This window comes from Lysobacter enzymogenes (assembly GCF_023617245.1).
Taxonomy (GTDB): domain Bacteria; phylum Pseudomonadota; class Gammaproteobacteria; order Xanthomonadales; family Xanthomonadaceae; genus Lysobacter; species Lysobacter yananisis.
The window spans coordinates 2163384-2187873 of the sequence record NZ_CP067396.1 but is presented as its reverse complement, the minus strand read 5'-3'; the positions used below and the strand labels follow the sequence as shown (position 1 = coordinate 2187873).

The following is a 24490-nucleotide window of genomic DNA, read 5'->3' as shown; positions in this document are numbered from 1 at the left end:
CTTGCATATCGTTATGGAATGCACCGATTGCGCATGAAAAGGCGACGTCTTTCTCATGGCTTCGATGCGACAGGCGGCCGCGCCGATGGGCTTGTGCAAGGGCCTTCAGGCCCGATGCTCTTCGCTCTTGTGGGAGGGCCTTCAGGCCCGATGCTCTTCGCTCGGATCGCGGCGACCTGAGCGAAGAGCATCGGGCCTGAAGGCCCTCCCACAAAAGCGATCGGTCGCTGCGGGACGCAGGAGTTCGCGGGGATGACGGCATGCAGGAGATAACGATATGCAGGAGATGCGGCGAACCCCGCCTCACTCGTCCCCGGTCGCCACCGGCCGCTGCGGGTCTTCGATCCAGCCGCTCCACGAGCCGGTGTATAGACCGGCCCCGTCGAAGCCTGCATGCGCCAGCGCCAGCAGGTGATGGCAGGCGGTGACGCCCGAGCCGCACATCGCCGCGACCTGCGCGGGTTCGCGCCCCTGCAGCAGCGGCGAGAACTCCTGCGCCAGCGCCTGCGGCGACTTGAAGCGGCCGTCGTCGAGGTTCAGCGCGTACGCGCGGTTGCGCGCGCCGGGCACGTGGCCGGCGCGCTGGTCCAGCGGCTCGACTTCGCCGCGGAAACGTTCGCCGGCGCGCGCGTCGATCAGCAGCCCGCCGGAATCGAGCAGCGAACGCACCTGTTGCGCGTCGAGCAGGCGGCGCGCGTCGTAGCCGGCCTCGTACGAGGTCGGCTGCGGCGCCGGCAGTTGCGCGTCGGTCGGCAATCCGAGCGCGTTCCAGCGCTGCCAGCCGCCGTCGAGCACGGCGACGCGACGATGGCCGAGCACGCGCAGCAGGAACCACAGGCGCGAGGCGGCGAGCGCGCCGTCGGCGGCGTCGTAGACCACGACCTGATGCTGCGCGGTCACGCCCCAACGGCCGAGCGTGGCGACGAAATCGGTCGCGTCCGGCCACGGGTGGCGGCCGCCGCCGGGCTTGCGGTGGTCGGACAGGTCGCGGTCGAGGTCGGCGTAGCGCGCGCCGGGGATATGCGCCTGGCGATAGGCCTGTTCGCTGGCGGCGCGATCGGTCAGCGAGGTGCGGGTGTCGATCACGATCAGATCGTCGCGGCCCAGCGCCGCGGCCAGGTCTTCGGCCGATACCAGGGTGGTCCAGTCGCTCATCGCACGGCCTCCAGGCGTTGTCGCAGGTTGAGCAGCATCGACGCGGTCGCGCCCCAGATGCGCTGGTCGGGCCAGCGGTACTCCAGCACGTGGCGCGCGCGCCCCTTGTATTCCAGGGTGCGGGTGGTGAGGTTGTCGGGGTCCAGCAGGAACGCCAGCGGCACTTCGAACACCGCCGCGACTTCCGCCGGATCGGGCGCGGCGACATAGGCCGGATCGACCGTCGCCACCAGCGGCAGCACGCGGAAGCCGGTGATGGTCACCAGCGGGTCGAGGAAGCCCAGCGGCGCGATCTGCGCGGGCGGCACGCCGATCTCCTCGAAGGTCTCGCGCAGCGCCGCGGCGACCGCGTCTTCGTCGTCGGGCTCGATCCGCCCGCCCGGGAAGCTGACCTGGCCGCCGTGCTGGCGCAGGCCGTCGGTGCGCCGGGTCAGCAGCACCTGCACGCCCTGCGGCCGCGGCACCAGCCCGACCAGCACCGCCGCCTGCGCGCGCAGCGCGTTGTCCGGCAGCAGGCCGTGCAGGTCGTCGAGGTTCCAGCCGTCGTCCTCGGGCGCGGCGTCGAGCGGGTGCAGCGCGGTCAGCAGGCGGGTGCGCGCGCGCGAGTCGCCGGCGAGGAAGTCGGCGTCGAAGTCGCGGTCGCCGGCGATGCGTTGATCGGAAGCGGATGCGTTCGACGCGGGTGCGCTCGAAGCGGGTGCGTTCGAAGCGGAATCGATCGCAGCGGTATCCCCGGGACCCGGCGCGTTGGCAGCGTCCGCGCCGGCGACGCGACCGTCCGCAGCGCGCGGCCCCGCGGCGCGACCCTCGCCGGGGCGGTCGCGCCCGCTCATGCGCGGTTCGATTCGCGCTGCGGCAGCACGTGTTCCATCAGGCGCAGGCGCTCGTCGTCGTTCATCTGCGACCAGCGCGCGATCTCGGCGGTGGTGCGGTGGCAGCCCAGGCACAGGCCGTCGTCGTCGAGTTGGCAGATGCCGATGCACGGGCTCAGCACCGCGCGGAATGTCGTCATGTCGTCCACCGGGGCCATGCCGCCATTGTGCCTGGCGGCGCGGCCGGGTAAAGCCTCGCCGCCAGGACCCGATCGCGTCCGGCGGCAAGCGCAGCGATAAACGGCGGACGCCGGCCGCGGCGTGCGGCCGCGGCGCCCGCCCCAGAAACGACTTGCGCCGGACGGGCCGGCGCAAGCGCGTTGGAGCCTAAGACCGCGAACGCGGGTCTTACTTGACGCTGATCAGCTTGATCTCGAACTGCACGGCCACGTTCGGCGGGAACGGGGTGCGCGGGTCGGCGCCGTAGGCCTTCTCGGACGGCAGGGTCACTTCCCACTTCGAGCCGGCCGGCATCTGCAGCAGCACGTCGCGCATGGCCTGCATCTCGATCTCGCTGACCTTGATCGACGGGATGTTGTTGGCCGGACGCGCCTGCGCCGGACGCTCGCCCCACGGGAACGGACCGGCCACTTCCAGGGCCACGGTGCTGGCCTGGGTCGGCTTGGCGCCGGTGCCGTTCTCGACCACGCGGTACTGGGCGCCGCCCGGCAGCACCTTCACGCCGGCCTTGGCCTTGTTGGCGTTGACGAAGGTGTCGCTCTTGGTCTTGTTCTCGGCCGCAGCCTTGTCCCACTCGGCCTTGGCCTTCTCGGCCTGGCGCTTCTGCATGTTCTGCACCGCGGTGCGCAGCTGATCGACCGGCACCGAGGGCTGCTTCTTGGCGTAGCCGTCCTGCAGGCCCTTGACGATGGTGTTCACATCGACCGCTTCGCCGCTTTCCACGGCATTGCGGCCGAGGTCGTAGCCGAGCGCGTAGCTCAGCTTGCCCTTCTCGGAAGAAGTGTCCTGCGCGACGGCGTTGCCGGCGGTCAGAGCCAGGGCCGCGACGGCGGCAGCAATCAAACGCAACTTCATTCGATGAAATCTCCGGTAATGGCACGGGGCGACCTGGGCCGCCCCGATCAGCTGGGGGCGGCTTCCAATGCCCCGTATGTAGTGTCCGTCGGTCGAAAGGCCCCGACAGGACGGGTTAGGATACCGGCGGCAGCGCTTAACCGCTACTGACGCCAGCCCGCTCTGACCGCGCCGCCGGCGCGGAGTTCAACGCCGGTCGCAATCCCCCTCGTCCCTGAATCTACGGCCATCACATGACCGAATCGCCCTTGCTGATCGCCGATCGCGGCGCCGTGCGCCAGATCACCGTCAATCGTCCCGACAAGCTGAATGCGCTCAACGCGGCCACCCTGGACGCCCTGCTGGCCGCCTTCGAGGCCGCCGCGGCCGATCCGGCGGTGCGCGCCGTGGTCCTGACCGGCGCCGGCCCCAAGGCCTTCGTCGCCGGCGCCGACATCGCCGAGATGAACGGACTCGCTCCGGTTCAGGGCCGCGACTTCTCCCTGCGCGGGCAGAAGCTGATGCGCCGGATCGAGAAGATGCCCAAGCCGGTGATCGCCATGATCAACGGCTTCGCCCTCGGCGGCGGCCTGGAACTGGCGATGGGCTGCCACCTGCGCATCGCCGCCGACAGCGCCAAGGTCGGCCAGCCGGAAATCAACCTCGGCCTGATCCCGGGCTTCGGCGGCACCCAGCGCCTGCTGCGCCTTGCCGGGCGCGCGGCGACCCTGGAACTGTGCCTGCTCGGCGCGCCGATCGATGCGGCGCGCGCGCAGCAACTGGGCATCGTCAACCGCGTGGTCGCGGCGGCCGAGCTGGAAGCGGAAACCTTCAAGCTCGCCGAGCAGTTGGCCGCGTCCGCGCCGCTGGCGCTGCGCGGCGTGCTCGACTGCGTCGCCGTCGGCGGCGAATGCGGGATCGAGGAAGGACTGGAGTACGAGACCGCGCAGTTCGGCCTGATGTTCTCCACCGACGACATGCGCGAAGGCACCGGCGCGTTCCTGGAACGGCGCAAGCCGGCGTTCCGCGGCAGTTGAGCGACCGGTGAGCGAGCGCGCGCCGAACGCCTGCGTGTGCGCCTGCGCCGATGCGTCCGGCGCGCGCGCGCATGCGATCGCGCGCGCGCTGGCCGACGACGATCTCGACCGCGCGATCGCGCTCGGCCTGCTCGATCCCGACTTCGATGCCGCCTGCGTCTGCGCCGCCTGCGCGCCGGCGTGCGCGCAGCGCAGCCGCGACGCGCGCCAGGCGCGCCTGCGCGCGCTGGCCGCGCGCGAACGCTACCGCGCCCGCGACCGCCGCCTGCAGCGCCGCGCCGAGGAACGCACGGCGCAGCGCGCCGCGGCGTCGGTCCGGACGGCTGCCGAGACGTCCGCCGACGACACCGCGGCCGACGCGGCGACGGCCTCGACTGAGCCCCCGAACCTCCCCGCCGCCGAAACCGCGCCGCGCCCCGCTCTGCCGAGCGCCGCAGCCGCCGCGCTCGCGCGCGCCAAAGCCAAGGCCGCCCAGCGCGGAACGCCGTAGCCGTTCGCGCCGGCCTTACCCTTCGAACCTCCTTCGCACCGCCCTCCCCGCATGCCCAAGACCGCGCCCGCCTCCCGGCCAGCCACGTCCGCCCGCTCCGCGTCCTCCGCCGCGAACAAGCCCGCGGCGAAACGGACTTCGGCAGCGGGCTCCGCCAAGAAGAATCCCGCAAGCAAGAGCGCCGGGAAGACCGCCGCGAGCAAGGCCGCGACCAAGAAACCGGCGGCGAAGAAGATCGCGACCGCGCGCGCGGCGGCGAAGAAAACCGCCGCCAAGCCCTCGCCCAAACCGGCGCGCCCGAGCGCACGCGTCGACGCGACCGTGCGCGAACGTCCCGGCGCGCAGATGAAGCCGGCGCAGATCGAGGAGATGTTCGCCCGCTTGCAGGCGCTCAACCCGCATCCGACCACCGAACTGGAATACACCACGCCGTTCGAATTGCTGGTCGCCGTCGCGCTCTCGGCGCAGGCCACCGACGTCGGCGTCAACAAGGCCACGCGCAAGCTGTTCCCGGTGGCGAACACGCCGCGCGCGTTGGTCGATCTCGGCGTGGACGGGCTCAAGCCCTACATCGCCACCATCGGTCTGTTCAACACCAAGGCGCAGAACGTGATCGCGCTGTCGCAGCAGTTGCTGGACCGGCACGGCGGCGAAGTGCCGCGCGAGCGCGCCGCGCTCGAAGCGCTGCCGGGCGTCGGCCGCAAGACCGCCAACGTGGTGCTCAACACCGCGTTCGGCGAGCCGACCATCGCGGTCGACACGCACATCTTCCGGGTCTCCAACCGCACCGGACTGGCGCCGGGCAAGGACGTGCTCGCGGTCGAGCACAAGCTGGTGAAAGTGGTGCCGGATCGCTACCTGCAAGACGCTCACCACTGGCTGATCCTTCACGGACGTTACGTTTGCAAGGCACGCAAACCCGACTGCCCGCATTGCGCGATCCGTGATCTTTGTCGCTTCCCGGACCAGACGCCGGGCGATCCGGAGCCCGTAGCTGTCTGATCGGAAAGGATATTTCAGCCGAAACCTGACAGTTGTAACGACGTCATCCGACGGTCATGCCCAAGAAATAAGTCAGTCCTGTCACATTTACGCAACTTTCACACCCTAGCCTGCGCGCCATCTCTCCACGCCTCAGGGCTAGACCAATGAAACTCTCGCGCACCACCCTCGCCGTTGCGTTGCTCGCCGCGCTCGCCGCGCCCGCCGCGCACGCCGAAATCGCCCTCGACGTCATCGGCGACTCGGAAGTCACCTTCGAAGGTCTGGTCCAGGCGGATTACAACGACTTCAACAGCGATGTCCTGAACCTCAACGGCGACCTGCCGGACGGCAAGGACACCGACCAGGAACTGCGCCGCGCCGAGTTGGTGCTCAAGGGCAAGGGCCCGGGCAACTTCGAGTGGGTCGCCGGCTACGACGCCAAGGCCGACAAGTTCCTCGACGTCAACCTGAAGTACAAGATCGGCGGCGACGGCAACCACTACGTGCAGTTCGGCCAGTTCAAGCAGCCCAACAGCATGGAAGAGCTGTCCTCGACCAAGAACAACGACTTCATCTCCAAGGCGATGGTGACCAACACCTTCGGCATCGCCCGCCGCCTCGGCGTCGCCTACAGCTACGGCACCAACGACTGGAGCCTGACCGCCAGCTACTTCGGCGACGAGCTGACCCGCAACCAGAAGCACGGCAAGGGCTACGGCCTGCGCGGCACCTTCGCCCCGATCAACGAGAAGGGCAACGTCCTGCACCTGGGCCTGTCGTACGTGAACCTGGACGCGGAGCTGGAAGGCAACACCGGCATCCTCGACAACAGCGCGCGCATCCGCACCCGTCCGCAGGTCGATCTGGCCTCCGGCCGCCTGGTCGATTCGGGCACCCTGACCAACGTCGACACCCAGGCCATCATCGGCGCCGAGGCGATGTACGTGCAGGGCCCGTTCAAGGTCCAGGCCGAGTACATGCGCAGCACGCTGGACCGCTACAAGACCGCGACCCTGACCGGCAAGGACTACACCACCGACAGCTGGTACGTCAGCGGCGTGTGGAACATCACCGGCGAGACCTGGGGCTACAAGTCGGGCACCCCGACCACCCCGCTGCCCAACGAGCCGGCCACCGGCATGTGGCAGGTCGGCCTGCGCTACGACAAGATCGACCTCAACGACGGCAGCCTGCGTCCGGGCGCCACCCCGACCGCCGCCCCGATCGTCGACGGCGTGCTCGGCGGCGAGATGAGCGCCTGGACCGTGGGCGTGAACTGGTACTGGCGCTCGAACTTCAAGTTCATGCTGGACTACTCGATCGTCGACAGCTCGCGCTACATCGGCAAGACCAGCGCGACCTACTCGCAGAACCCGCAGTACAACAACCGCACCTTCAACCGCGTGGTCGACGACAGCCCGAACGTGCTGTCGGCGCGCCTGCAGTTCTACTGGTAAGCGCTCGACGGATCTCTCTCCCCCTCGATCGGTTTCGATCGTTACAGGGCGCGGCAGGTGCCGCGCCCTTCTTTTCGCAGCCCGTCTTTCGCAGCCGCGCCGGCGACGCCGACGGCCGCGCATCGGCCGCCGGGGGACGTCATCGCTTCGTCATTCTTCCGACCTGCCGCTGTCACCGATCCGTTATGCAATGCGCGCCAACGGATTCGTGCCAGCCGTCTCTCTTCAGGAGCCCCATCGTGTTCAATTCCCGTAGCTTCCGCGTGACCGCGCTGGCCCTGGCCGCCGCGTTCGCCTTCAATGCGCAGGCCGCCGACGTGACCGGCGCCGGCGCCTCGTTCGTCTACCCGGTGATGTCCAAGTGGTCGGCCGACTACGCCAAGGCCACCAACAAGAAGGTCAACTACCAGTCGATCGGTTCGGGCGGCGGCATCGCCCAGATCAAGGCGGCGACGGTGGACTTCGGTTCCTCCGACGCCCCGCTCAAGCCCGAAGAGCTGGCCAAGTTCGGCCTGGCCCAGTTCCCGTCGGTGATCGGCGGCGTGGTGCCGGTGGTCAACGTCCCGGGCGTGGCGTCCGGCGCGATGAAGCTCGACGGCGCGACCCTGGCCAACATCTTCCTCGGCAAGATCACCATGTGGAACGATCCGGCCATCGTCGCCCTCAACGGCGGCCTGAAGCTGCCGGAGAAGAAGATCACCGTCGTGCACCGCTCCGACGGTTCGGGCACCACCTTCAACTTCGTCAACTACCTGTCGAAGATCAGCCCGGAGTGGAAGTCCTCGGTCGGCGAAGGCACCGCGGTCAAGTGGCCGACCGGCATCGGCGGCAAGGGCAACGAGGGCGTGGCCGCCTACGTCAAGCAGATCCAGGGCGGCATCGGCTACGTCGAGCTGTCCTACGCGCTGCAGAACAAGATGTCGTACTCGCGCCTGAAGAACGCCGACGGCAAGTTCGTGCTGCCGACCGACGAGACCTTCTCGGCCGCCGCCGCCAGCGCCGACTGGGCGAATTCGAAGGACTTCTACCTGGTCATGACCAACGCGCCGGGCGAGAACTCCTGGCCGATCACCGCGACCAACTTCATCCTGATGTACAAGCAGCCCAAGAACGCCGAAGGCGCCAAGAACGCCAAGGAATTCTTCAAGTGGGTCTACGCCAACGGCGATGCCCAGGCCAAGACCCTCGACTACGTGCCGCTGCCCGACGCGCTGGTCAAGCAGATCGAGACCTACTGGCAGAGCAACATGAGCTATTGATCGACCGGGAAGGCGATCGGACCGGGGGGTTGCGGTCGCTTGCCAGGGGAGATCGGACGCAACGGGCCTTCGGGCCCGTTTCGTTTTTTGCGGCCCGCGCGGGGATGGGCTCGCCAGGGTCGGGCTCGCCGGAACCGGGCCAGAGCGCCGGCTCTTGTGGGAGGGCCTTCAGGCCCGACGCTCTTGTCCCACGTCGCGGCGATCTGGAACAAGAGCGTCGGGCCTGAAGGCCCTCCCACAACACCTCCCACGACACCTCCCGGCCGCCACCCAGGCCACGCTCCGCATTCGAAACCGGGTCGCGCCCAGGCCGCCCGAGATCGCTTTGTTACCGCCAAATCGCGCGCAAACCCCGCAAAACCGCGACCCCGGACACCCCTGGCGGGCTTTCACTACAGATTCGTGACGAATCGATGTCATAGCGGTGTAACAAAAAGATCATCAAATGGCGCCACCCAGCCGGCGCCCAGCCGGCCTCCCCTCGATGGAGCTCCGAATGAAATCGTCGCCGGCCCGCCTCGCCGTCCTCTCCCTTGCCATCGCGCTGACCGTCGCCGCCTGCGGCGGCGGCAACCAGCCCAATCCGGCGGCCTCCGGCGACGCCAAGACCGACGCCGCCGCCCCGGCCGGCGACAAGGTCGCCGCCCAGATCACCGGCGCCGGCGCGACCTTCATCTTCCCGCTGCTGTCGAAGTGGTCGGACGACTACAACAAGGCCACCGGCGCCAAGGTCAACTACCAGTCGATCGGCTCCGGCGGCGGCATCGCCCAGATCAAGGCCGGCACGGTCGACTTCGGCTCCTCCGACAAGCCGCTGCCGAGCGACGAGCTCGCCGCCGCGGGCCTGGGCCAGTTCCCCTCGGCGATCGGCGGCGTGGTGCCGGTGGTCAACGTCGACGGCATCGACGCCGGCAAGCTGCGCCTGACCGGCCCGCTGCTGGCCGACGTGTTCATGGGCAAGGTCGCCAAGTGGAACGACCCGGCGATCGCCGCGGCCAACCCGGGCACGACCCTGCCGGACCTGAAGATCAACATCGTGCACCGCTCCGACGGCTCGGGCACCACCTTCAACTTCTCCAACTACCTGTCCAAGGTCAGCCCGGAGTGGAAGGCCAAGGTCGGCGAAGGCACCTCGGTGCAGTGGCCGGGCGGCGTCGGCGGCAAGGGCAACGAAGGCGTGGCCTCGTACGTGAAGCAGATCAAGGGCTCGATCGGCTACGTCGAACTGGCCTACGCGATGCAGAACAAGATGGCCCACACCCAGCTGCAGAACGCGGCCGGCCAGTTCGTCCAGCCCAGCGCCGAATCGTTCCAGGCCGCGGCCTCGACCGCCGACTGGGCCAACGCCAAGGACTTCAACCTGGTCATCACCAACGCCGGCGGCGAGAAGTCCTGGCCGATCACCGCGACCAATTTCATCCTGATGTACAAGACCCCGAAGGACGCCAAGCGCAGCGCCGATACCCGCGCGTTCTTCAAGTGGGCCTTCGAGAACGGCCAGTCGCAGGCGCAGGCCCTGGACTACGTGCCGCTGCCGCCGGAACTGGTGAAGCAGATCGAGGCGTATTGGGGTGCGGAGTTCAAGTGACGTTCTGATCCGCGCCCGCTTAGCGGGCGCGGCTTTGTCAGAACGTCATCCCCGCGAAAGCGGGGGTGAGCGGATGCGCTGGCGAGCCACTGGCTCGCGCATCCGCGAACGCCAGGGCGCGCCGCGCCCTGGCCGGGGCGCTCAAGCCTTAAGCGCCCTGCGTGTCGATGAAAAGTTCTGTAGGGATGAAGCCCTGGATCCCCGCCTGCGCGGGGATGACGAGCCCAAAACCCGCGCTATCCGGTCCAACGCAAGCCTCCCGCTTCCCGCTGAAACGGCCCGCCCCTGAAAGCTCCGGCAACGACGGACCCCTCTCGCAAATGAACGCGACCGCCCTACCCGCCCAGACCGGCACCTCCTCCGCCCGCGACGTCAAGGACGCGCGCCAGGACCGCCTGTTCCGCTACGTCCTCACCGCCACCGTCGTCTTCGTCCTCATCGCCCTCGCCAGCGCCGCGCTGTCGATGCTGTGGGGCGGCCGCCACGTGCTGGAAGAAGAAGGCCTCGACTTCTTCATCACCGCGCAGTGGAACCCGGTCGAGAACCATTACGGCGCGCTGGTTCCCATCTACGGCACCATCGTCACCGCGCTGATCGCGATGGTCATCGCCGTGCCGGTGAGCTTCGGCATCGCCTTCTTCCTGACCGAGGTCGCGCCGCGCTGGGCGCGCGGTCCGATCGGCACCGCGATCGAACTGCTCGCCGGCATCCCCTCGATCATCTACGGCATGTGGGGCCTGTTCGTGCTGGTGCCGGTGATGACCGAATACGTCACCCCCTGGCTCAACGACAACGTCGGCACCTGGCCGGTGATCGGCGCGCTGTTCCAGGGCCCGCCGCTGGGCATCGGCATGCTCACCGCCGGCATCGTGCTGGCGATCATGGTCATTCCCTTCATCTCCTCGGTGATGCGCGAAGTGTTCCTGACCGTGCCGACGCGCCTGAAGGAATCGGCCTACGCGCTGGGCTCGACCAAGTGGGAAGTCAGCTGGGACATCGTCCTGCCCTACACCCGCTCGGCGGTCATCGGCGGCATCTTCCTCGGCCTGGGTCGCGCGCTCGGCGAGACCATGGCGGTGGCCTTCGTGATCGGCAACTCGGTCAACTTCTCCGCTTCGCTGCTGGAGCCGGGCACCACCATCGCCGCGCTGATCGCCAACGACTTCGGCGAGGCCACCGAGACCTACCGTTCGGCCCTGCTGCTGCTCGGCTTCGTGCTGTTCATCGTGACCTTCGTGGTGTTGGCCGCGGCGCGGCTGATGCTGATGCAACTCGCGCGCAAGGAGGGCAACTGATGAGCGCCGTCGCCAACAAGCACGACGCGGCCGAAGCCGCGCGCCACCGCACCGCCGATTCGCTGTACCGCCGCCGTCGCGTGGTCAACGCGGTGTCGGTGGTGATGGCCTGCGCCGCCGCGCTGTTCGGCCTGTTCTTCCTCGGCTGGATCCTCTACACCCTGATCTCCAAGGGCATCGGCGGCATCAACCTGGCGCTGTTCACCCAGAACACGCCGCCGCCGATGCAGGAAGGCGGTTTGCTCAACGCCTTCTTCGGCAGCGCGGTGATGTGCCTGATCGCGATCGTCATCGGCACCCCGCTCGGCATCGCCGCCGGCACCTGGCTCGCCGAGTACGGCGCCGGGCGCAAGATGGGCACGGTGGTGCGCTTCGTCAACGACATCCTGCTGTCGGCGCCGTCGATCGTGCTCGGCCTGTTCGTCTACACCCTGGTGGTGATGCAGACCGGCGGCAACTTCTCCGCGCTGGCCGGCGCGATCGCCCTGGCCTTCATCGTGCTGCCGGTGGTCGTGCGCACCACCGACGAGATGCTGCGGCTGGTGCCGCCGCAGATGCGCGAAGCGGCGCTGTCGCTGGGCGTGCCGCAGTGGAAGGTGATCATGCAGGTGCTCTACCGCAGCGCCTCGGCCGGCATCGTCACCGGCGTGCTGCTGGCGCTGGCGCGCATCAGCGGCGAAACCGCGCCGCTGCTGTTCACCGCCTTCGGCAACCAGTACTGGAGCCACAACGTGCTGCAGCCGATGGCGAGCGTGCCGGTGGTGATGAACCAGTTCGCCGGCAGCCCGTACGAAACCTGGCAGACCCTGGCCTGGGCCGGCGCGCTGGTGCTGACCTTCTTCGTCCTCGTCGTAAGCCTGCTCGCGCGCGCGCTGGTGCTGCGCAATCGGATCTCCAATGACTGACCTCTCCACCACCCCCGCCGCCCGGAACCCGGTTATGAATGACGCTCGCTCGTCCGACGCACGCCTGTCCGTCGCCACGCCCAGCCGCGAAGCGGCCGGCGCCAACCCGGTCAAGCTGGCCGCGCGCGATCTGAACTTCTATTACGACAAGTTTCACGCGCTCAAGTCGATCAACCTGGAAATCCCGGAGAAGCAGGTCACCGCGCTGATCGGCCCGTCGGGCTGCGGCAAGTCGACCCTGCTGCGCATCTTCAACCGCATCTACGCGCTGTACCCGAAGCTGGAGGCGCGCGGCCAGGTGCTGCTGGACGGCGAGAACATCCTCGACCCGAAGTACCCGATGAACCGCCTGCGCAGCAAGGTCGGCATGGTGTTCCAGAAGCCGGTGCCGTTCCCGATGACCATCTTCGAGAACGTCGCCTACGGCATCCGCCACCACGAGAAGCTGTCGAAGTCGGAAATGAACGACCGCGTCGAGCAGGCCCTGCGCCAGGGCGCGCTGTGGGACGAGGTCAAGGACAAGCTCGGCCAGAGCGCGCTGGGCCTGTCCGGCGGCCAGCAGCAGCGCCTGTGCATCGCCCGCGCGGTCGCGCTGCGCCCGTCGGTGCTGCTGCTCGACGAACCGACCTCGGCGCTGGACCCGATCTCGACCAGCCGCATCGAGCAGCTGGTCGAGGAGCTGAAGAAGGACTACACCATCGCGATCGTGACCCACAACATGCAGCAGGCCGCGCGCGTGTCCGACTTCACCGCCTTCATGTACCTGGGCGACCTGATCGAACACGGCCCGACCGAACAGATCTTCTCGAAGCCGACCAAGCAGCAGACCGAGGATTACATCACCGGTCGGTTCGGGTGAGGGGCCGCGCTTAGCCGGTGCCCTATCGGCACCGGCTGCGGCACCGAACGACCGGCCATGGATGGCCGGGCCGGACTGTCCGAAGATGCGCCGTCCCGCCATGCACGGCGGCGTCGGCCCAGCAAGAACACGAGCGAGATTGGAACCTACATCCATGAGCAACCAGATGCACGACCACATCGTCAAGAGCTACGACGACGAGCAGCGCCGCCTGCTCGACGAAACCCTGCGCATGGGCGAGATCGCCGCGGCGCAATTGGAATCCGCGCTCGACGTGGTCCAGCGCCGCGACGACAAGGCGGCCGAGCGCATCATCGCCAACGACGAGGCGATCGACGCGCTGGAGCAGGAAATCAGCCACGACGTCATGAAGCTGGCGCTGCGCGGGCCGATGGCGCGCGACCTGCGCGAGATCCTCGCCGCGATCCGCATCGCCTCGGACATCGAGCGCGTCGGCGACTACGCCGCCAACGTCGCCAAGCGTTCGACCGCGCTGAACCTGTCGCCGCCGCTGCCGCACGTGGCCGGCCTGCACGCGCTGGGCACCCTGGCGGTCAAGCAATTGCGCGACGTGCTGGTGGCCTACCGCGACAACGACGTCGAACTGGCGCAGCGGGTGCGCGACCGCGACGCCGAGGTCGACACCGCCTACACCGGCCTGTTCCGCGAACTGCTGACCTACATGATGGAGGACGCGCGCAGCATCACCGCCTGCACCCATCTGCTGTTCATGGCCAAGAACATCGAGCGCGTCGGCGACCACGCCACCAACATCGCCGAGAACGTGTGGTTCCTGGTCAAGGGCGACGAACCGCTGCCGCCGCGCGACAAGCGCGACGCCACCAGCACCACCGGCGCGGTCTGACCCGCCGGCGCCGGCCGGCGGAAGCTTCCGCCACCGGCAAGCTTGCCGGCCCGCCGCGCACCGCGCGGCGGGCCGTCGCGTTTTCGCGGGCCCGATCCGCGCAACGCCGTCGCAGACGCCCGCTGCACCGCAGCATGCCGCGCGGGCCGGGCCGACGCGCCACCGCGGCCACCGGCTCGCGCGCAAACGCCGCCGCCGCGCGGATGCAACCGTTTTCAACGTCCGCGCGCTGAATGCTTTCTTAACCCGGGCGCGCCGCCGCGCCGCGGCCGCGAATCCTCCGGCCCCGCCCCCGACTCTTGATGGATGCCCGCAGCCCCCGGCTTTGGGTGTATTTTCCACAGGCTTAAGGAGGACACCGGGGACATGACGTCGTTACTGGCCAATGGCGATCTGGCCGCCGCCCGCGCGGGCGATACGGCCGCCTTGGAGCGGGTGCTGCGGCACTCGCGCCAGGACCTGCGCCGCTACGCCGAATTCCACTGCGTCATCAACGACGTCGAGGATGCGGTGCAGGAAAGCCTGATTACGGTGTCGCGCAAGCTGCGCGACCTGCGCGTGCTCGAGTGCTTCGTCTCCTGGACCTTCCGCATCGTCAAGCGCGAGTGCAACCGGCTCAAGCGCGGGCGCCGCATGTTCAGCGGCCAGCCGATCACCGAGGAGATCGCGCCGGTGGTCGTGCACGAACCGGCCGAGTGGCGCCACGACGTCGCCGCCGCGCTGGAATCGCTGCCGGCGCATTACCGCCAGATCGTCCTGCTGCGCGACCTGGAGGGCCTGACCGTGGCCGAGATCGGCGCCGAGCTGGGCCTGAGCCGCGAGGCGGTGAAGTCGCGCCTGCACCGGGCGCGGGTGCTGGCGCGCGAGTACCTGTCGCCGTGACTGCATCCGCGCCGCGCCGCCCGCCGTATCCCTGTTTCGAAACCGGTCCGCAGTCGCGGGCCGGCCCGGATTCCGTACCGGCCAGGCCGTTACGGTTGTCACCGCGCACCACCCCGCAATCGTTCTAAGCTCCGCACCAGCACCATCCACCGGGCCCCTCGCGGCCCAGCGCAACCCACGGCGGAGCAATCGCCCGTCGCCACAAGGAGAGAACGCATGTCCAAGAAAATCAACAAGCCCGTCGCCCTCGCTCTCGGCGCCACCCTGCTCGGCGGCCTGAGCCTGTCGGCTTCCGCGTTCGCGATGAGCGACCTGTCGCAGGGCTACATGCTCGGCGCGCAGCAGGCCCAGACCGCCGAGAAGGCCGCCGACGCCAAGGCCACCGACGCCAAGAAGGCCGAGGGCAGCTGCGGCGCGAAGAAGGCCGAAGGCAGCTGTGGCGGCGACAAGAAGAAGGCCGAGGGCAGCTGCGGCGGCGACAAGAAGAAGGCCGAAGGCAGCTGCGGCGGCGACAAGAAGAAGACCGACGCCAAGGGCAAGAAGGCCGGCGAAGGCAAGTGCGGCGAAGGCAAGTGCGGCGGTTCGATCTGATCGCGGCATGACGATGGACGGCACGCATCCGCTGAACCCGGATGCCGTCGGCCTCGGCCTGCGGCGGGCCCTGTTGGGCCCGCTGCAGTCCGCGCCGCATGCGCCCGGCGCCGCGCGCGACTTCGATTTCCTGGAGCTCGCTCCGGAGAACTGGATCGGCGTCGGCGGCCGCTACGGCGAGCAGCTGCGCGAGCTGTCCGCGCATTACCCGCTGGTGTGCCACGGCCTGTCGCTGTCGCTCGGCGGCACCGCGCCGCTCGACGAGACCTTCCTCGCCCGCGTGCGCCGCTTCCTCGACGAACACGGCGTGGCCTGCTACAGCGAACACCTGAGCTATTGCAGCGACGACGGCCATCTCTACGACCTGCTGCCGATTCCCTTCACCGAGGAAGCCGTGCGCCACGTCGCCGCGCGCATCCGCCGCACCCAGGACATCGTCGGCCGCCGCATCGCGGTGGAGAACGCCTCCTACTACGCCGCGCCGCACCAGGAAATGAGCGAGATCGAATTCACCCGCGCGGTCCTGGCCGAGGCCGATTGCGACCTGCTGCTGGACGTCAACAACGTCTACGTCAACTCGATCAACCACCGCTACGACGCGCGCGCGTTCATCGCCGCGATGCCGCACGAGCGCATCGCCTACATCCACGTCGCCGGCCATTACGACGAAGCCGACGACCTCAAGGTCGACACCCACGGCGCGCCGGTCAAGCACGAGGTCTGGGACCTGCTCGGCGACGCTTACCGCATGTTCGGGCCGCGCCCGACCCTGCTGGAACGCGACTTCAATTTCCCGCCCTACCAAGAGCTGGTCGACGAGTTGGGCATCGTGCGCCGGATCCTGCGCGAATCGGCCGTCCCGGCTGCGCGCGAACCGGCCCGCCGCGCCCGCGCCTGAGCCCATGAGCGACGCCCCTTCGCGCCTGCGCGCGCAGCAGTTCGAACTGACCCGGCACCTGCGCGATCCCGCCGCGAGCCCCGCGCCGTCCGGCATCGAGGACCGCCGCCTGGCGGTCTATCGCGAACTGTTGTTCAACAACATCGCGAGCCTGCTGTCGGGCAACTTCCCGGCGATCGAACGGATCCTGGGCGAACAGCGCTGGGAACGGCTGGTGCGCGACTTCTATCGCGACCACCGCTGCCACACGCCGCTGTTCGCCGAAATCGCGCGCGAGTTCCAGCGCTATCTGCAGGACCTCGACGAACACGAGCCGGACGGCCTGGACCCGCCGTTCCTGCTGGAATTGGCGCATTACGAATGGGTCGAACTGGCGCTGCAGCTGAGCGAGGCGCAGGCGCCGCGCGACGATGCCGGCCACGACGGAGCCGACCTGCTCGACCGCGCGCCGCGGCTGTCGCCGCTGGCCTGGCCGCTGGCCTACGCCTGGCCGGTGCACCGGCTCGGGCCCGACTACCAACCGGCGCAGCCGCCGCCGGCGCCGACTTTGTTGCTGCTGCGCCGCGAAGCCGACGGCGAGGTGCGCTTCTCCGAGCTCAGCCCGCTCGCGTTCCGCTTGTTGCAGCGGCTGGAAGAATCGCCGCAGTTGGACGCGCGCGCGCAACTGCGCGCGCTCGCGGCCGAAGCCGGCAGCGACGACGAAGCCGGTTTTGTCGAGATGGGCGCGGCGTTGTTGCGGCAGATGCGCGCCAACGGCGTGGTCTACTTCTGACCCGAGCCCCCTGTAGGAGCGGCGCGAGCCGCGACCAACCGAAGAAGTTCGCGCCAGCGCCCCATCCGAAGCCAGATCGACCGGCACACTCATAAACCGCGCCGATCAGCCGCAAACAGCGCCCATCGTCCAGGCTTCGGCCCGACGCGTGGTATTAAACCGCTGCGGTTGTTAGGCTTCCCGCCATGATCGACCCCGGCCCCGCCTCCAGCGCCGCTCCCGCCGCGCCCGTCCCCGCCACCCTCGCCACCCGCTTCCGCGGCTACCTGCCGGTGGTCGTGGACGTGGAAACCGGCGGATTCGACTGGAACAAGCACGCCCTGCTGGAAATCGCGGTGCAGCCGATCGAACTGGACGGCGACGGCCGGCTGGTGCCCGGCGAGGTCGCCAGTTCGCACGTGGTGCCGGCCGCCGGCACCCTGATCGACCCGAAGTCGCTGGAAGTCACCGGCATCGACATCGACCACCCCTTCCGCGACGCCAAGCCCGAGCGGCAGGCGCTGGAAGCGGTGTTCGCGCCGGTGCGCGAGGCGGTCAAGCGCCACGGCTGCCAGCGCGCGATCCTGGTCGGCCACAACGCCCACTTCGACCTCAACTTCCTCAACGCCGCGGTCGCGCGCAGCGGCCACAAGCGCAACCCGTTCCATCCCTTCAGCGTGTTCGACACCGTCACCCTGGCCGGCGTGGCCTACGGCCAGACCGTGCTCGCGCGCGCGGTGCAGGCGGCCGGGTTCGTGTGGAACGGCGAGGAAGCGCATTCGGCCGTGTACGACACCGAACGCACCGCCGAGCTGTTCTGCAAGATCGTCAACGCCTGGCCGGCGCGCGGCGGCTGAGGCCGCGCCGCCCGCGCTCATGGACGAGCCCGCTACGCCGCCCTATCTGTGGGTTCCGGGCCTCGGCCCCGATCCGGATGCGTTGCGGCGGCTGCGCGAACGCGCGCCGCGGCCGCGCAAGCCGATGGGCGAAGCCTGGTTCATGGGCGGCGACCGCCACTACTACACCGGGCTGATGGCCGGCGCCGCGACCGACTGGGCGCTGAGCGAACTCGAAAACGCGCTGACCGAACTGACCAGCGGCCCGACCTCGTTCGATCACCTCGACGAATGGAGCCTGTGGTTCGATTACCTGCTGCCGCGCGCGCAGGAACGCGCCGACGAGACTTGGCATCTGCACGAGCTGTTGGTCAGCGCGGTATGCGTGCATTGCCTGGACCCGGCCCTGCCCGGCCGCGACGCGGGGTTCCGCCGCGACCTGCTCGACACGCTGGGCCGCGCGCTGATGGCGCCATCGCGCTGGCGCGACGGCCGCATCGTCGCCGACCGCGTGCTCGATCCGCTGCGCGACTATGTCTACGGCTGGACCCTGGAAAGCGGCGCCGCGCTCTCGGCGATCTGCAGCCTGACGCTGCGCTACCTGGAAACGGATGCGGTCGACGCCTGGATCGGCTCGCTGCTGGCGATCGACGATCCGCTGTGGCGCGCGGTCTTCGTGGTCTGGCTCGATGGCGCCGAGCCCTTGCTGTTCGAGGGCAGCCAGCCCGAATCGGCCGCGCACGACCCGATGAAGAACATCGCCTGGGACTGGTGCTGGGTGCTGCGCGGCAGCGTGCCGTCGCCCCGGCTCGATCCGCAAGCGCGGGTGTACGCCTTCTTCCCGCCCGCCAACGTCGCCGCGCTGGCCGCGGCGCTGCGGCGGCGGCTCGGCCTGGACGCATTGTCGCAATGGAGCGACGCGCTGCGCGCGGCCTGCGGCGAATCGCGCGATCCGGGCACCGCGCTGTGGCAGTTCGAGACGTCCGCGCTGCGCGTGGCCGAACGCTTCGGCCTGGACTGAGCGCGCCGCCCGGCCGCGTATCGCCGACGCAACATGCGGCCCTGGCCGCCGCCGCAGTATCGCTGCGTTGATCCGTGTGTACGCGGCGCGATGCCGCGCCGCCGCCGGCCGCAGACGCACGCCCGCGCCGGCCCACGGACAGGAGAACAGGATGTTCGCTTTCGACGACGAGCAATTCCTCGACGGCTACCGCAAACGCTTCGGCCCGCTGCGCGACGACCTCGCCCAGGCCGTGCGTTTTCTGATCGGCCGGATCGAGCGCGACGCCAGTTTCAGCATCGATCCGGTGCATCGCCACCAGATCGCGTATTGCCTGGCGACGTTCAAATGGGAAACCGCGCATACGCTGCGGCCGATCGACGAGTTCGGCGACGATGCGCGCTTCGAGCGCCTATACGGGCCGGACACGCGCATCGGCAAGGCGCTGGGCAACAGCAAGCGCGGCGACGGCGCCCGCTATCACGGCCGCGGCTACGTGCAGCTGACCGGGCGCGCCAACTACGAACGCGCCGGCAAGTTCCTCGGCATCGACCTGGTCGGCAAGCCCGAGGACGCGAAGCGACCCGAGATCGCCTACGCCATCGCCATGCAGGGCATGAAGCAAGGCTGGTTCACCGGCAAGAAGCTCGATCACTACTTCAAGCCGGGGCAACTGCCGAACTACGAAGAGGCGCGGCGGATCATCAACGGCCAGGACAAGGCGCAGACCATCGCCGACATCGCGCGGCGCTTCGACGAGTTGCTGGCGAACGCGCTGGAGTGAGCGCCGCGGTGGCGCAAGGCGGTGCCGCAGACGTCAACCCAGCGCCGATCGCAGCGGCCTGCACGTAAGGCCCGCCTGCGCCAGCGTTCAGCCGGCCGCGTCGAGCGGCAAGGCCATGTGGATCAGCGGGAACGGGCGCCCCTGCCCGTCCAGCGGCGAGCGCCCGGTGTCGACGAAGCCGTAGCGGCGGTAGAAGCCGTGCGCCTGCGGGTTGTGTTCGTTGACGTCGACCGTCAGCGTGCCGCGCAGGCCGCGCGCGTGGTCGAGCAGGCGCGTGCCGATGCCCTGGCCGCGCCGTTGCGGCTCCAGGAACAGCATCTCGACCTGCGCATCGGCCAGGCCGACGAAACCGGCGAGGCCGTCGGCGTCTTCGAACACCCAGATCTCGACCGCGTCGAGATAGACGTCGCGCACCTGCGGACGCAGTTCGTCGATATCGGCCTCGGCGAGGAAGTCGTGGGTGGCGCGCACCGAGCGCTCCCACAGCGCCAGCAGTCGGGGATTGTCGTCGCGGCGGCGTTCGCGGATGGGCATGGCGCGGGTCCCGTCGTTGGGCTATCGGTGGAAACCAAAAGCGGCGCCGCTGCCGCGGCGCCGCTCGGGGCGATGATGGTCGGTCGCCGGCAGCCTCGCCAGCGCCGCAGCGCGAATCGCGAACGCCCGGGCCGCGGCCCGGGCGCCGGGACCTCAGGCCAGCTTGAGGCCGACCAGGCCGGCGACGATCAGCACGATGCTGGCGATGCGCAGCGCGGTGGCCGGCTCGTTGAACAGCACCATGCCGAGGATGACGGTGCCGACCGCGCCGATGCCGACCCAGATCGCGTAGGCGGTGCCGACCGGCAACGACTTCATCGCCAGGCCGAGCAGGCCGACGCTGATCGCCATCGAGGCGACGGTGCCGACCGACGGCCACAGGCGGGTGAAACCCTCGGTGTATTTGAGGCCGATGGCCCAGCCGATTTCGAACAGGCCGGCGAAGACGAGAAGAACCCAAGGCATGATGCAGCTCCCATATCGATGGGGCCGTCCCCGGATGTAACGCGCGTCGCTGCGGATGGATCGGACTGCGCGGACCCGGGCCGTCCCGGGTCGGTCGCGGCGCATTATATCGGCGCGGTCGCGGACGGGGCCGCGAGCGGAGCCTTGGGGTCAGCGGGGGGTTACATAGGTCTTTGCGGCGTCATGGCAGTGTGGGAATCGCTGCGCCGAAGCGGAAAGCGCCGGGACTGAAGTCCCTCCCACAAAAGCCGAGCGTCTCCCAAATGCCTCGAGCGGTCCGATGGCGGCGGTTGTGGGAGGGACTTCAGTCCCGACGCTTTCCGGCCAAATCGCCGCGCCCCGCTCACCCGCGCTGCCGCACCGCCTCGAACAAGGTCACGCCCGCCGCCACCGACACGTTCAGGCTCTCCACCCCGCTGGCCGCATCGCCGCCGGGCATCGGGATCTTGACCAACTGGTCGCAGGTCTCGCGGGTCAGCCGGCGCAGGCCGTCGGCTTCGCCGCCGAGCGCCAGGGCGACATTGCCGCGCAGGTCCAGCGAATACAGCGAGGCCTGCGCCTCGCCGGCCAGGCCGTAGATCCACACGCCCAGCTTCTGCAGGTCGCGCAGGGTCCGCGCCAGGTTGGTCACCGGGACCACCGGCACGCTGTCGGCGGCGCCGGCCGAGGTCTTGCGCACGGTGGCGTTGACCTGGACCGACTTGTCCTTGGGAATGATGACCGCGGTCGCCCCGGCCGCGGCCGCGCTGCGCAGGCAGGCGCCGAGGTTGTGCGGGTCCTGCACGCCGTCGAGGATCAGGATCAGGGCGCGGCCCTCGGCGGCCTCGACCAGGCCTTCCAGTTCGTTCTCGCTCCAGGTCTTGGCCGCGGCATAACGCGCGACCACGCCCTGGTGGCGCAGCCCGCCGACCACGCCGTCGAGCGCCTGGGTCGCGACCCGGCGCACGTCGATGTCGGCGCGGCGCGCGGCGGTCTCGATCTCGGCCAGGCGCGGGTTCTTGGCGCCGGCCTCGATCAGCACCTCGCGCACGTTGGCCGCGTCGTGCTCGATCGCGGCGGAGACGGCGTTGATGCCGGCGATCCATTGTTTCTGGCTCATGGGTGGTCCGTGTGGGCCTGGGGCCCGGTGAGGCGTGGGGGCGGCAATTCTACGGCATGGGGCCGCAGCCCCGGCCGCCCCCTGCAGGAGCGGCGCGAGCCGCGACCGCGGCAACGCGGGGCTACGGCGTGGGTTTCGGCGCGGCGGAGACCCCGCAGTCGCGGCTCGCGCCGCTCCTACAGGGGGGCTACCGCAACTACGCTCAATACTTCTGCTTGGTCCGCTTCGCCGGCTGCCCGCGCGGCGGCAGCGGCTTGGCGCCGCGCTCCTCGTCGACCAGCCGGAAGTCGATCTTGCGGTCCTCGACGCTGGCCTTGAGCACGACGATGCGCACGCGGTCGCCGAGCCGGTACTCGCGGCCGGTGCGTTCGCCCGAGAGCGTCTTGCGGATCGGGTCGAAGTGGTAATAGTCGTGCGGCAACTGGGTCACGTGGACCAGGCCGTTGACCTTGGAGTCGTCGAGCTCGATGAACAGGCCGAAGCTGGTCACGCCGCTGATCACGCCGTCGAACTCGCCGCCGACGTGCTGCTCCATCCACGCCGCGCGGTAGCGTTCGTCGACCTCGCGCTCGGCCTCGTCGGCGCGGCGCTCGCGCTCGGAGCACTGCAGCGCCAGCGCCGCCATCTGCCGCGGCGAGTACAGGTACGCGGTCGGCTTGGCGCCGCTGAGCGCGTGCTTGATCGCGCGGTGCACCAGCAGGTCCGGATAGCGCCGGATCGGCGAGGTGAAGTGGGCGTAGGCGTGCAGCGCCAGGCCGAAGTGGCCGGTGTTCTCCGGCGCGTACACCGCCAGGCTCTGGCTGCGCAGCAGCACCGATTCCAGCAGCGTGGCGTCGGGGCGGTCGCGGATTTTCTTCAGCAGGTGGGTGAAGTCGCGCGGTTCGACCTGGTTCCAGGCCGGCATGCGCAGCTTGAATTCCTTGAGGAACTCCTGCAGATCGGCGTACTTCTGTTCCGGCGGCCGCTCGTGCACGCGGTACGGCGCCGGGACTTCCATGCTCATCAGGTACTTCGCGGCCTCGACGTTGGCCGCGATCATGCATTCCTCGATCAGCTTGTGCGCGTCGTTGCGCTGGAGCATCCCGGCCTGCACCACCTCGCCGTCCTTGCCGATGACGAAGCGCACTTCGCTGGATTCGAACTCGATCGCGCCGCGCTGCTGGCGCGCCTTGACCAGCACGTGGAACAGTTGGTGCAGGCGCTGGATGTTAGGCAGCAGCGAACCGATCTGCGCCTGCGCTTCGGCCTTGGCCTCCTCGGGCACGTCGCCGACCGCGTTCCACACGGTGGTGTAGGTCAGGCGCGCATGCGAATTCATCACCGCTTCGTAGAACTTCGACGAGGTCACCTCGCCGCTGTGGTCGATCTGCATGTCGCAGACGAAGCACAGCCGGTCGACCTTCGGATTCAACGAACAAATGCCGTTGGACAGCGTCTCCGGCAGCATCGGCACGACGAAGCCGGGGAAGTAGACCGAGGTCGCGCGCTTCTGCGCTTCGTCGTCCAGCGGCGTGCCTGGGCGGACGTAATGCGAGACGTCGGCGATGGCGACGACCAGGCGGAAGCCTTTGCGGTTGCTCTCGCAATAGACCGCGTCGTCGAAGTCCTTGGCGTCCTCGCCGTCGATGGTGACCAGCGGCATCGCGCGCAGGTCGACGCGCTGCGCGGCGACGGCCTCGGGCACGGTCAGCGGCACCGCCGAGGCTTCGTCGAGCGCTTCCTGCGGGAACACGTCGGGAATCTCGTGGCCGTGGATCGCGGCCTGCACCGCCAGCGAGGCGGTGAGCTTTTCGCCGAGCACCGCCAGCACCCGGCCGATCGGCGGACGGTGGTGGTCGGGCGCCTGCACCAGCTCGCAGACCACCAACTGGCCGTTCTTGGCGTCCATGCGCGCGTCCGGCGGAATCTGCACGTTGCGCTGGATGCGGCGGTCGTCGGGCACCACGTAGCTGATGCCCTGCTCGAGGGTGAAGCGGCCGATCAGGCGGTTGAGCCGGCGTTCGAGCACTTCCACGATCGCGCCTTCGCGGCGGCCGCGGCGGTCGACGCCGGTGACGCTGGCGAGCACGCGGTCGCCGTGCATGGCCTTGCGCATTTCGAACGGCGGCAGGAACAGGTCGTCGCCGCCGCCGGATTCCGGGCGCAGGAAGCCGAAGCCGTCGGGGTTGGCGATCACCACGCCCGGGATCAGGTCCATTTGCGCGGCCGGGGCGAATTCGCCCTTGCGATTCAGCAACAACTGCCCGTCGCGGATCATCGCCGCCAGTCGCTTGCCGAGCGCGTCGGCGCGCTCGGGCTCGGTCAGTTCCAGGCGCTGGGCCAGTTCCTCGGCGCGCATCGGGCCGTCCGCGCCGCTGAGGGTCTGCAGGATCAGCTCGCGGCTGGCGATGGGCTGGGCGTAGCGCGCGGCCTCGCGCTCGGCGTGCGGATCCTGGTGCGCGCCGTAGTTCGCGCTGGGCAGCGGCGCGGCCGCCGGGCGCTTGCCCGGGGCGCCCGGGGTGCGGGCGGGCGCGGCGCCGGAACCCTCGCCCTTGACCGGGCGGGCCTTGCCGCGCGGGCCCTTGCCCGGGCCGTGCTGGAGGTTGTCCGGCAACCAGGCCGGGCGCGGCGCGGCGGGCTTGCGGGCGCTCTTCTTGGCACCCGGGGCCGCGCTGGAGGAGGTGGTGGTATTGCCGGTCTTTCCGGTCTTGTTCTTGGTCTTCTTGGTCATGGCCGGTATGGTCTCACATCGCCATGAAAGCGGCGTCGGGGCGGCGTGCAGGGCATGCGAACGGCGGCGGCGGGCGACGGACGGTAAGGCGGCGCAAGCCGATCGCCGCACTGCGCGAAGGAGCACGATCCGCGGACTTGGGCGCCGCGCCTGGATGACG

Annotated in this window: 27 protein-coding genes and 2 pseudogenes; 18 read left to right on the top strand and 11 right to left on the bottom strand. The window is 69.4% G+C overall.

All coding sequences use genetic code 11. From position 1 onward, the window contains the following. Positions 1–53 precede the first annotated feature (53 nt). From JHW41_RS26725 to JHW41_RS09175, 5 genes are all read right to left on the bottom strand, one after another. Positions 54–191, bottom strand: coding sequence for a DUF6053 domain-containing protein (locus JHW41_RS26725; RefSeq protein WP_428995485.1), 138 nt, complete (start codon positions 189–191; stop codon positions 54–56). Positions 192–303: 112 nt separating this feature from the next. Then, positions 304–1155, bottom strand: a complete 852-nt coding sequence (locus JHW41_RS09190) for a sulfurtransferase (RefSeq protein WP_250449701.1) — start codon at positions 1153–1155, stop codon at positions 304–306. After that, positions 1152–1988 (bottom strand): NUDIX hydrolase, encoded by an 837-nt coding sequence (locus JHW41_RS09185; protein WP_250449700.1) that lies wholly within the window; start codon positions 1986–1988, stop codon positions 1152–1154. Before JHW41_RS09185 ends, JHW41_RS09190 begins: the two co-directional genes overlap by 4 nt. Continuing rightward, positions 1985–2167: a DUF1289 domain-containing protein gene (locus JHW41_RS09180; RefSeq protein ID WP_057950174.1), complete on the bottom strand. Its 183-nt coding sequence runs from the start codon at positions 2165–2167 to the stop codon at positions 1985–1987. The genes JHW41_RS09185 and JHW41_RS09180 overlap by 4 nt, the downstream gene beginning before the upstream one ends. Positions 2168–2375: 208 nt before the next feature. Further along, positions 2376–3062 carry an FKBP-type peptidyl-prolyl cis-trans isomerase N-terminal domain-containing protein gene (locus tag JHW41_RS09175; RefSeq protein ID WP_057948195.1) on the bottom strand — a complete coding sequence of 229 codons (687 nt, stop codon included), beginning with the start codon at positions 3060–3062 and terminating at the stop codon, positions 2376–2378. 233 nt (positions 3063–3295) lie between these two features. Between JHW41_RS09175 and JHW41_RS09170 the strand changes: the two genes are divergently transcribed. The 6 genes and pseudogenes from JHW41_RS09170 to JHW41_RS26720 all read left to right on the top strand — a co-directional run. Beyond that, positions 3296–4078 carry an enoyl-CoA hydratase/isomerase family protein gene (locus JHW41_RS09170; protein WP_250449699.1) on the top strand — a complete coding sequence of 261 codons (783 nt, stop codon included), beginning with the start codon at positions 3296–3298 and terminating at the stop codon, positions 4076–4078. 76 nt (positions 4079–4154) lie between these two features. Further along, positions 4155–4568 carry a hypothetical protein gene (locus tag JHW41_RS09165; RefSeq protein ID WP_250450907.1) on the top strand — a complete coding sequence of 138 codons (414 nt, stop codon included), beginning with the start codon at positions 4155–4157 and terminating at the stop codon, positions 4566–4568. Between the two features lie 345 nt (positions 4569–4913). Further along, a complete protein-coding gene (gene nth, locus JHW41_RS09160; protein ID WP_057950175.1) occupies positions 4914–5570 on the top strand; it encodes an endonuclease III in 657 nt (218 codons plus the stop codon). A 146-nt stretch (positions 5571–5716) separates the two neighbouring features. Further along, positions 5717–7009 (top strand): OprO/OprP family phosphate-selective porin, encoded by a 1293-nt coding sequence (locus JHW41_RS09155; protein ID WP_057948198.1) that lies wholly within the window; start codon positions 5717–5719, stop codon positions 7007–7009. A gap of 239 nt (positions 7010–7248) precedes the next feature. Further along, entirely contained in the window at positions 7249–8268 is a 1020-nt protein-coding gene (gene pstS / locus JHW41_RS09150; RefSeq protein ID WP_057948199.1) for a phosphate ABC transporter substrate-binding protein PstS, read from the top strand. Positions 8269–8424: 156 nt separating this feature from the next. Continuing rightward, positions 8425–8472: pseudogene (locus JHW41_RS26720) on the top strand (DUF6053 domain-containing protein); the annotation flags it as partial. On the opposite strand, the pseudogene JHW41_RS26715 reads toward JHW41_RS26720, so the two are convergent. After that, positions 8454–8507 (bottom strand): annotated as a pseudogene (locus JHW41_RS26715) (DUF6053 domain-containing protein); the annotation flags it as partial. The pseudogenes JHW41_RS26720 and JHW41_RS26715 overlap by 19 nt on opposite strands. Before the next feature lie 257 nt (positions 8508–8764). Between JHW41_RS26715 and pstS (JHW41_RS09145) the strand changes: the two are divergent. The 12 genes from pstS (JHW41_RS09145) (at position 8765) to JHW41_RS09090 (ending at position 19522) form a co-directional block, all read left to right on the top strand. Beyond that, on the top strand, positions 8765–9856 hold the full coding sequence (gene pstS / locus JHW41_RS09145; RefSeq protein WP_250449698.1) for a phosphate ABC transporter substrate-binding protein PstS: 1092 nt from the start codon (positions 8765–8767) through the stop codon (positions 9854–9856). A gap of 320 nt (positions 9857–10176) precedes the next feature. Then, positions 10177–11151: a phosphate ABC transporter permease subunit PstC gene (gene pstC / locus JHW41_RS09140; RefSeq protein WP_078998670.1), complete on the top strand. Its 975-nt coding sequence runs from the start codon at positions 10177–10179 to the stop codon at positions 11149–11151. After that, entirely contained in the window at positions 11151–12056 is a 906-nt protein-coding gene (pstA, locus tag JHW41_RS09135) for a phosphate ABC transporter permease PstA (protein WP_057948202.1), read from the top strand. The genes pstC and pstA overlap by 1 nt, the downstream gene beginning before the upstream one ends. Continuing rightward, on the top strand, positions 12049–12915 hold the full coding sequence (pstB, locus tag JHW41_RS09130) for a phosphate ABC transporter ATP-binding protein PstB (RefSeq protein WP_428995484.1): 867 nt from the start codon (positions 12049–12051) through the stop codon (positions 12913–12915). The genes pstA and pstB overlap by 8 nt, the downstream gene beginning before the upstream one ends. Positions 12916–13069: 154 nt before the next feature. Next, positions 13070–13780, top strand: coding sequence for a phosphate signaling complex protein PhoU (gene phoU, locus JHW41_RS09125; RefSeq protein ID WP_057948204.1), 711 nt, complete (start codon positions 13070–13072; stop codon positions 13778–13780). Between the two features lie 366 nt (positions 13781–14146). Then, positions 14147–14662, top strand: coding sequence for an RNA polymerase sigma factor (locus JHW41_RS09120; RefSeq protein ID WP_250449697.1), 516 nt, complete (start codon positions 14147–14149; stop codon positions 14660–14662). A 216-nt stretch (positions 14663–14878) separates the two neighbouring features. Further along, positions 14879–15253 carry a hypothetical protein gene (locus tag JHW41_RS09115; RefSeq protein ID WP_250449696.1) on the top strand — a complete coding sequence of 125 codons (375 nt, stop codon included), beginning with the start codon at positions 14879–14881 and terminating at the stop codon, positions 15251–15253. A gap of 7 nt (positions 15254–15260) precedes the next feature. Further along, the gene (locus JHW41_RS09110; RefSeq protein ID WP_250449695.1) at positions 15261–16151 is read left to right on the top strand and encodes an HvfB family MNIO-type RiPP peptide maturase; all 891 of its coding nucleotides are present in this window, start codon (positions 15261–15263) and stop codon (positions 16149–16151) included. A 4-nt stretch (positions 16152–16155) separates the two neighbouring features. Then, positions 16156–16923 (top strand): HvfC family RiPP maturation protein, encoded by a 768-nt coding sequence (locus tag JHW41_RS09105; protein WP_250449694.1) that lies wholly within the window; start codon positions 16156–16158, stop codon positions 16921–16923. Between the two features lie 185 nt (positions 16924–17108). Beyond that, positions 17109–17759, top strand: a complete 651-nt coding sequence (gene rnt / locus JHW41_RS09100; RefSeq protein WP_250449693.1) for a ribonuclease T — start codon at positions 17109–17111, stop codon at positions 17757–17759. A gap of 19 nt (positions 17760–17778) precedes the next feature. Further along, positions 17779–18759, top strand: coding sequence for a hypothetical protein (locus JHW41_RS09095; protein ID WP_250449692.1), 981 nt, complete (start codon positions 17779–17781; stop codon positions 18757–18759). Between the two features lie 151 nt (positions 18760–18910). Continuing rightward, positions 18911–19522 (top strand): glycoside hydrolase family 19 protein, encoded by a 612-nt coding sequence (locus JHW41_RS09090; RefSeq protein ID WP_057948210.1) that lies wholly within the window; start codon positions 18911–18913, stop codon positions 19520–19522. A gap of 87 nt (positions 19523–19609) precedes the next feature. Here the strand turns inward: JHW41_RS09090 and JHW41_RS09085 are convergent, their stop codons facing one another. The 5 genes from JHW41_RS09085 to rnr all read right to left on the bottom strand — a co-directional run bounded on the left by JHW41_RS09085 (position 19610) and on the right by rnr (position 24330). Continuing rightward, positions 19610–20056: an acetyltransferase gene (locus JHW41_RS09085; RefSeq protein WP_250449691.1), complete on the bottom strand. Its 447-nt coding sequence runs from the start codon at positions 20054–20056 to the stop codon at positions 19610–19612. A 153-nt stretch (positions 20057–20209) separates the two neighbouring features. After that, positions 20210–20521 carry a quaternary ammonium compound efflux SMR transporter SugE gene (gene sugE, locus JHW41_RS09080; protein WP_057948212.1) on the bottom strand — a complete coding sequence of 104 codons (312 nt, stop codon included), beginning with the start codon at positions 20519–20521 and terminating at the stop codon, positions 20210–20212. 150 nt (positions 20522–20671) lie between these two features. Continuing rightward, entirely contained in the window at positions 20672–20851 is a 180-nt protein-coding gene (locus JHW41_RS26710) for a hypothetical protein (RefSeq protein WP_428995526.1), read from the bottom strand. Positions 20852–20864: 13 nt separating this feature from the next. Further along, positions 20865–21620 (bottom strand): 23S rRNA (guanosine(2251)-2'-O)-methyltransferase RlmB, encoded by a 756-nt coding sequence (rlmB, locus tag JHW41_RS09075; protein ID WP_250449690.1) that lies wholly within the window; start codon positions 21618–21620, stop codon positions 20865–20867. Positions 21621–21822: 202 nt separating this feature from the next. Continuing rightward, positions 21823–24330: a ribonuclease R gene (gene rnr / locus JHW41_RS09070; RefSeq protein WP_250449689.1), complete on the bottom strand. Its 2508-nt coding sequence runs from the start codon at positions 24328–24330 to the stop codon at positions 21823–21825. Positions 24331–24490 lie beyond the last annotated feature (160 nt).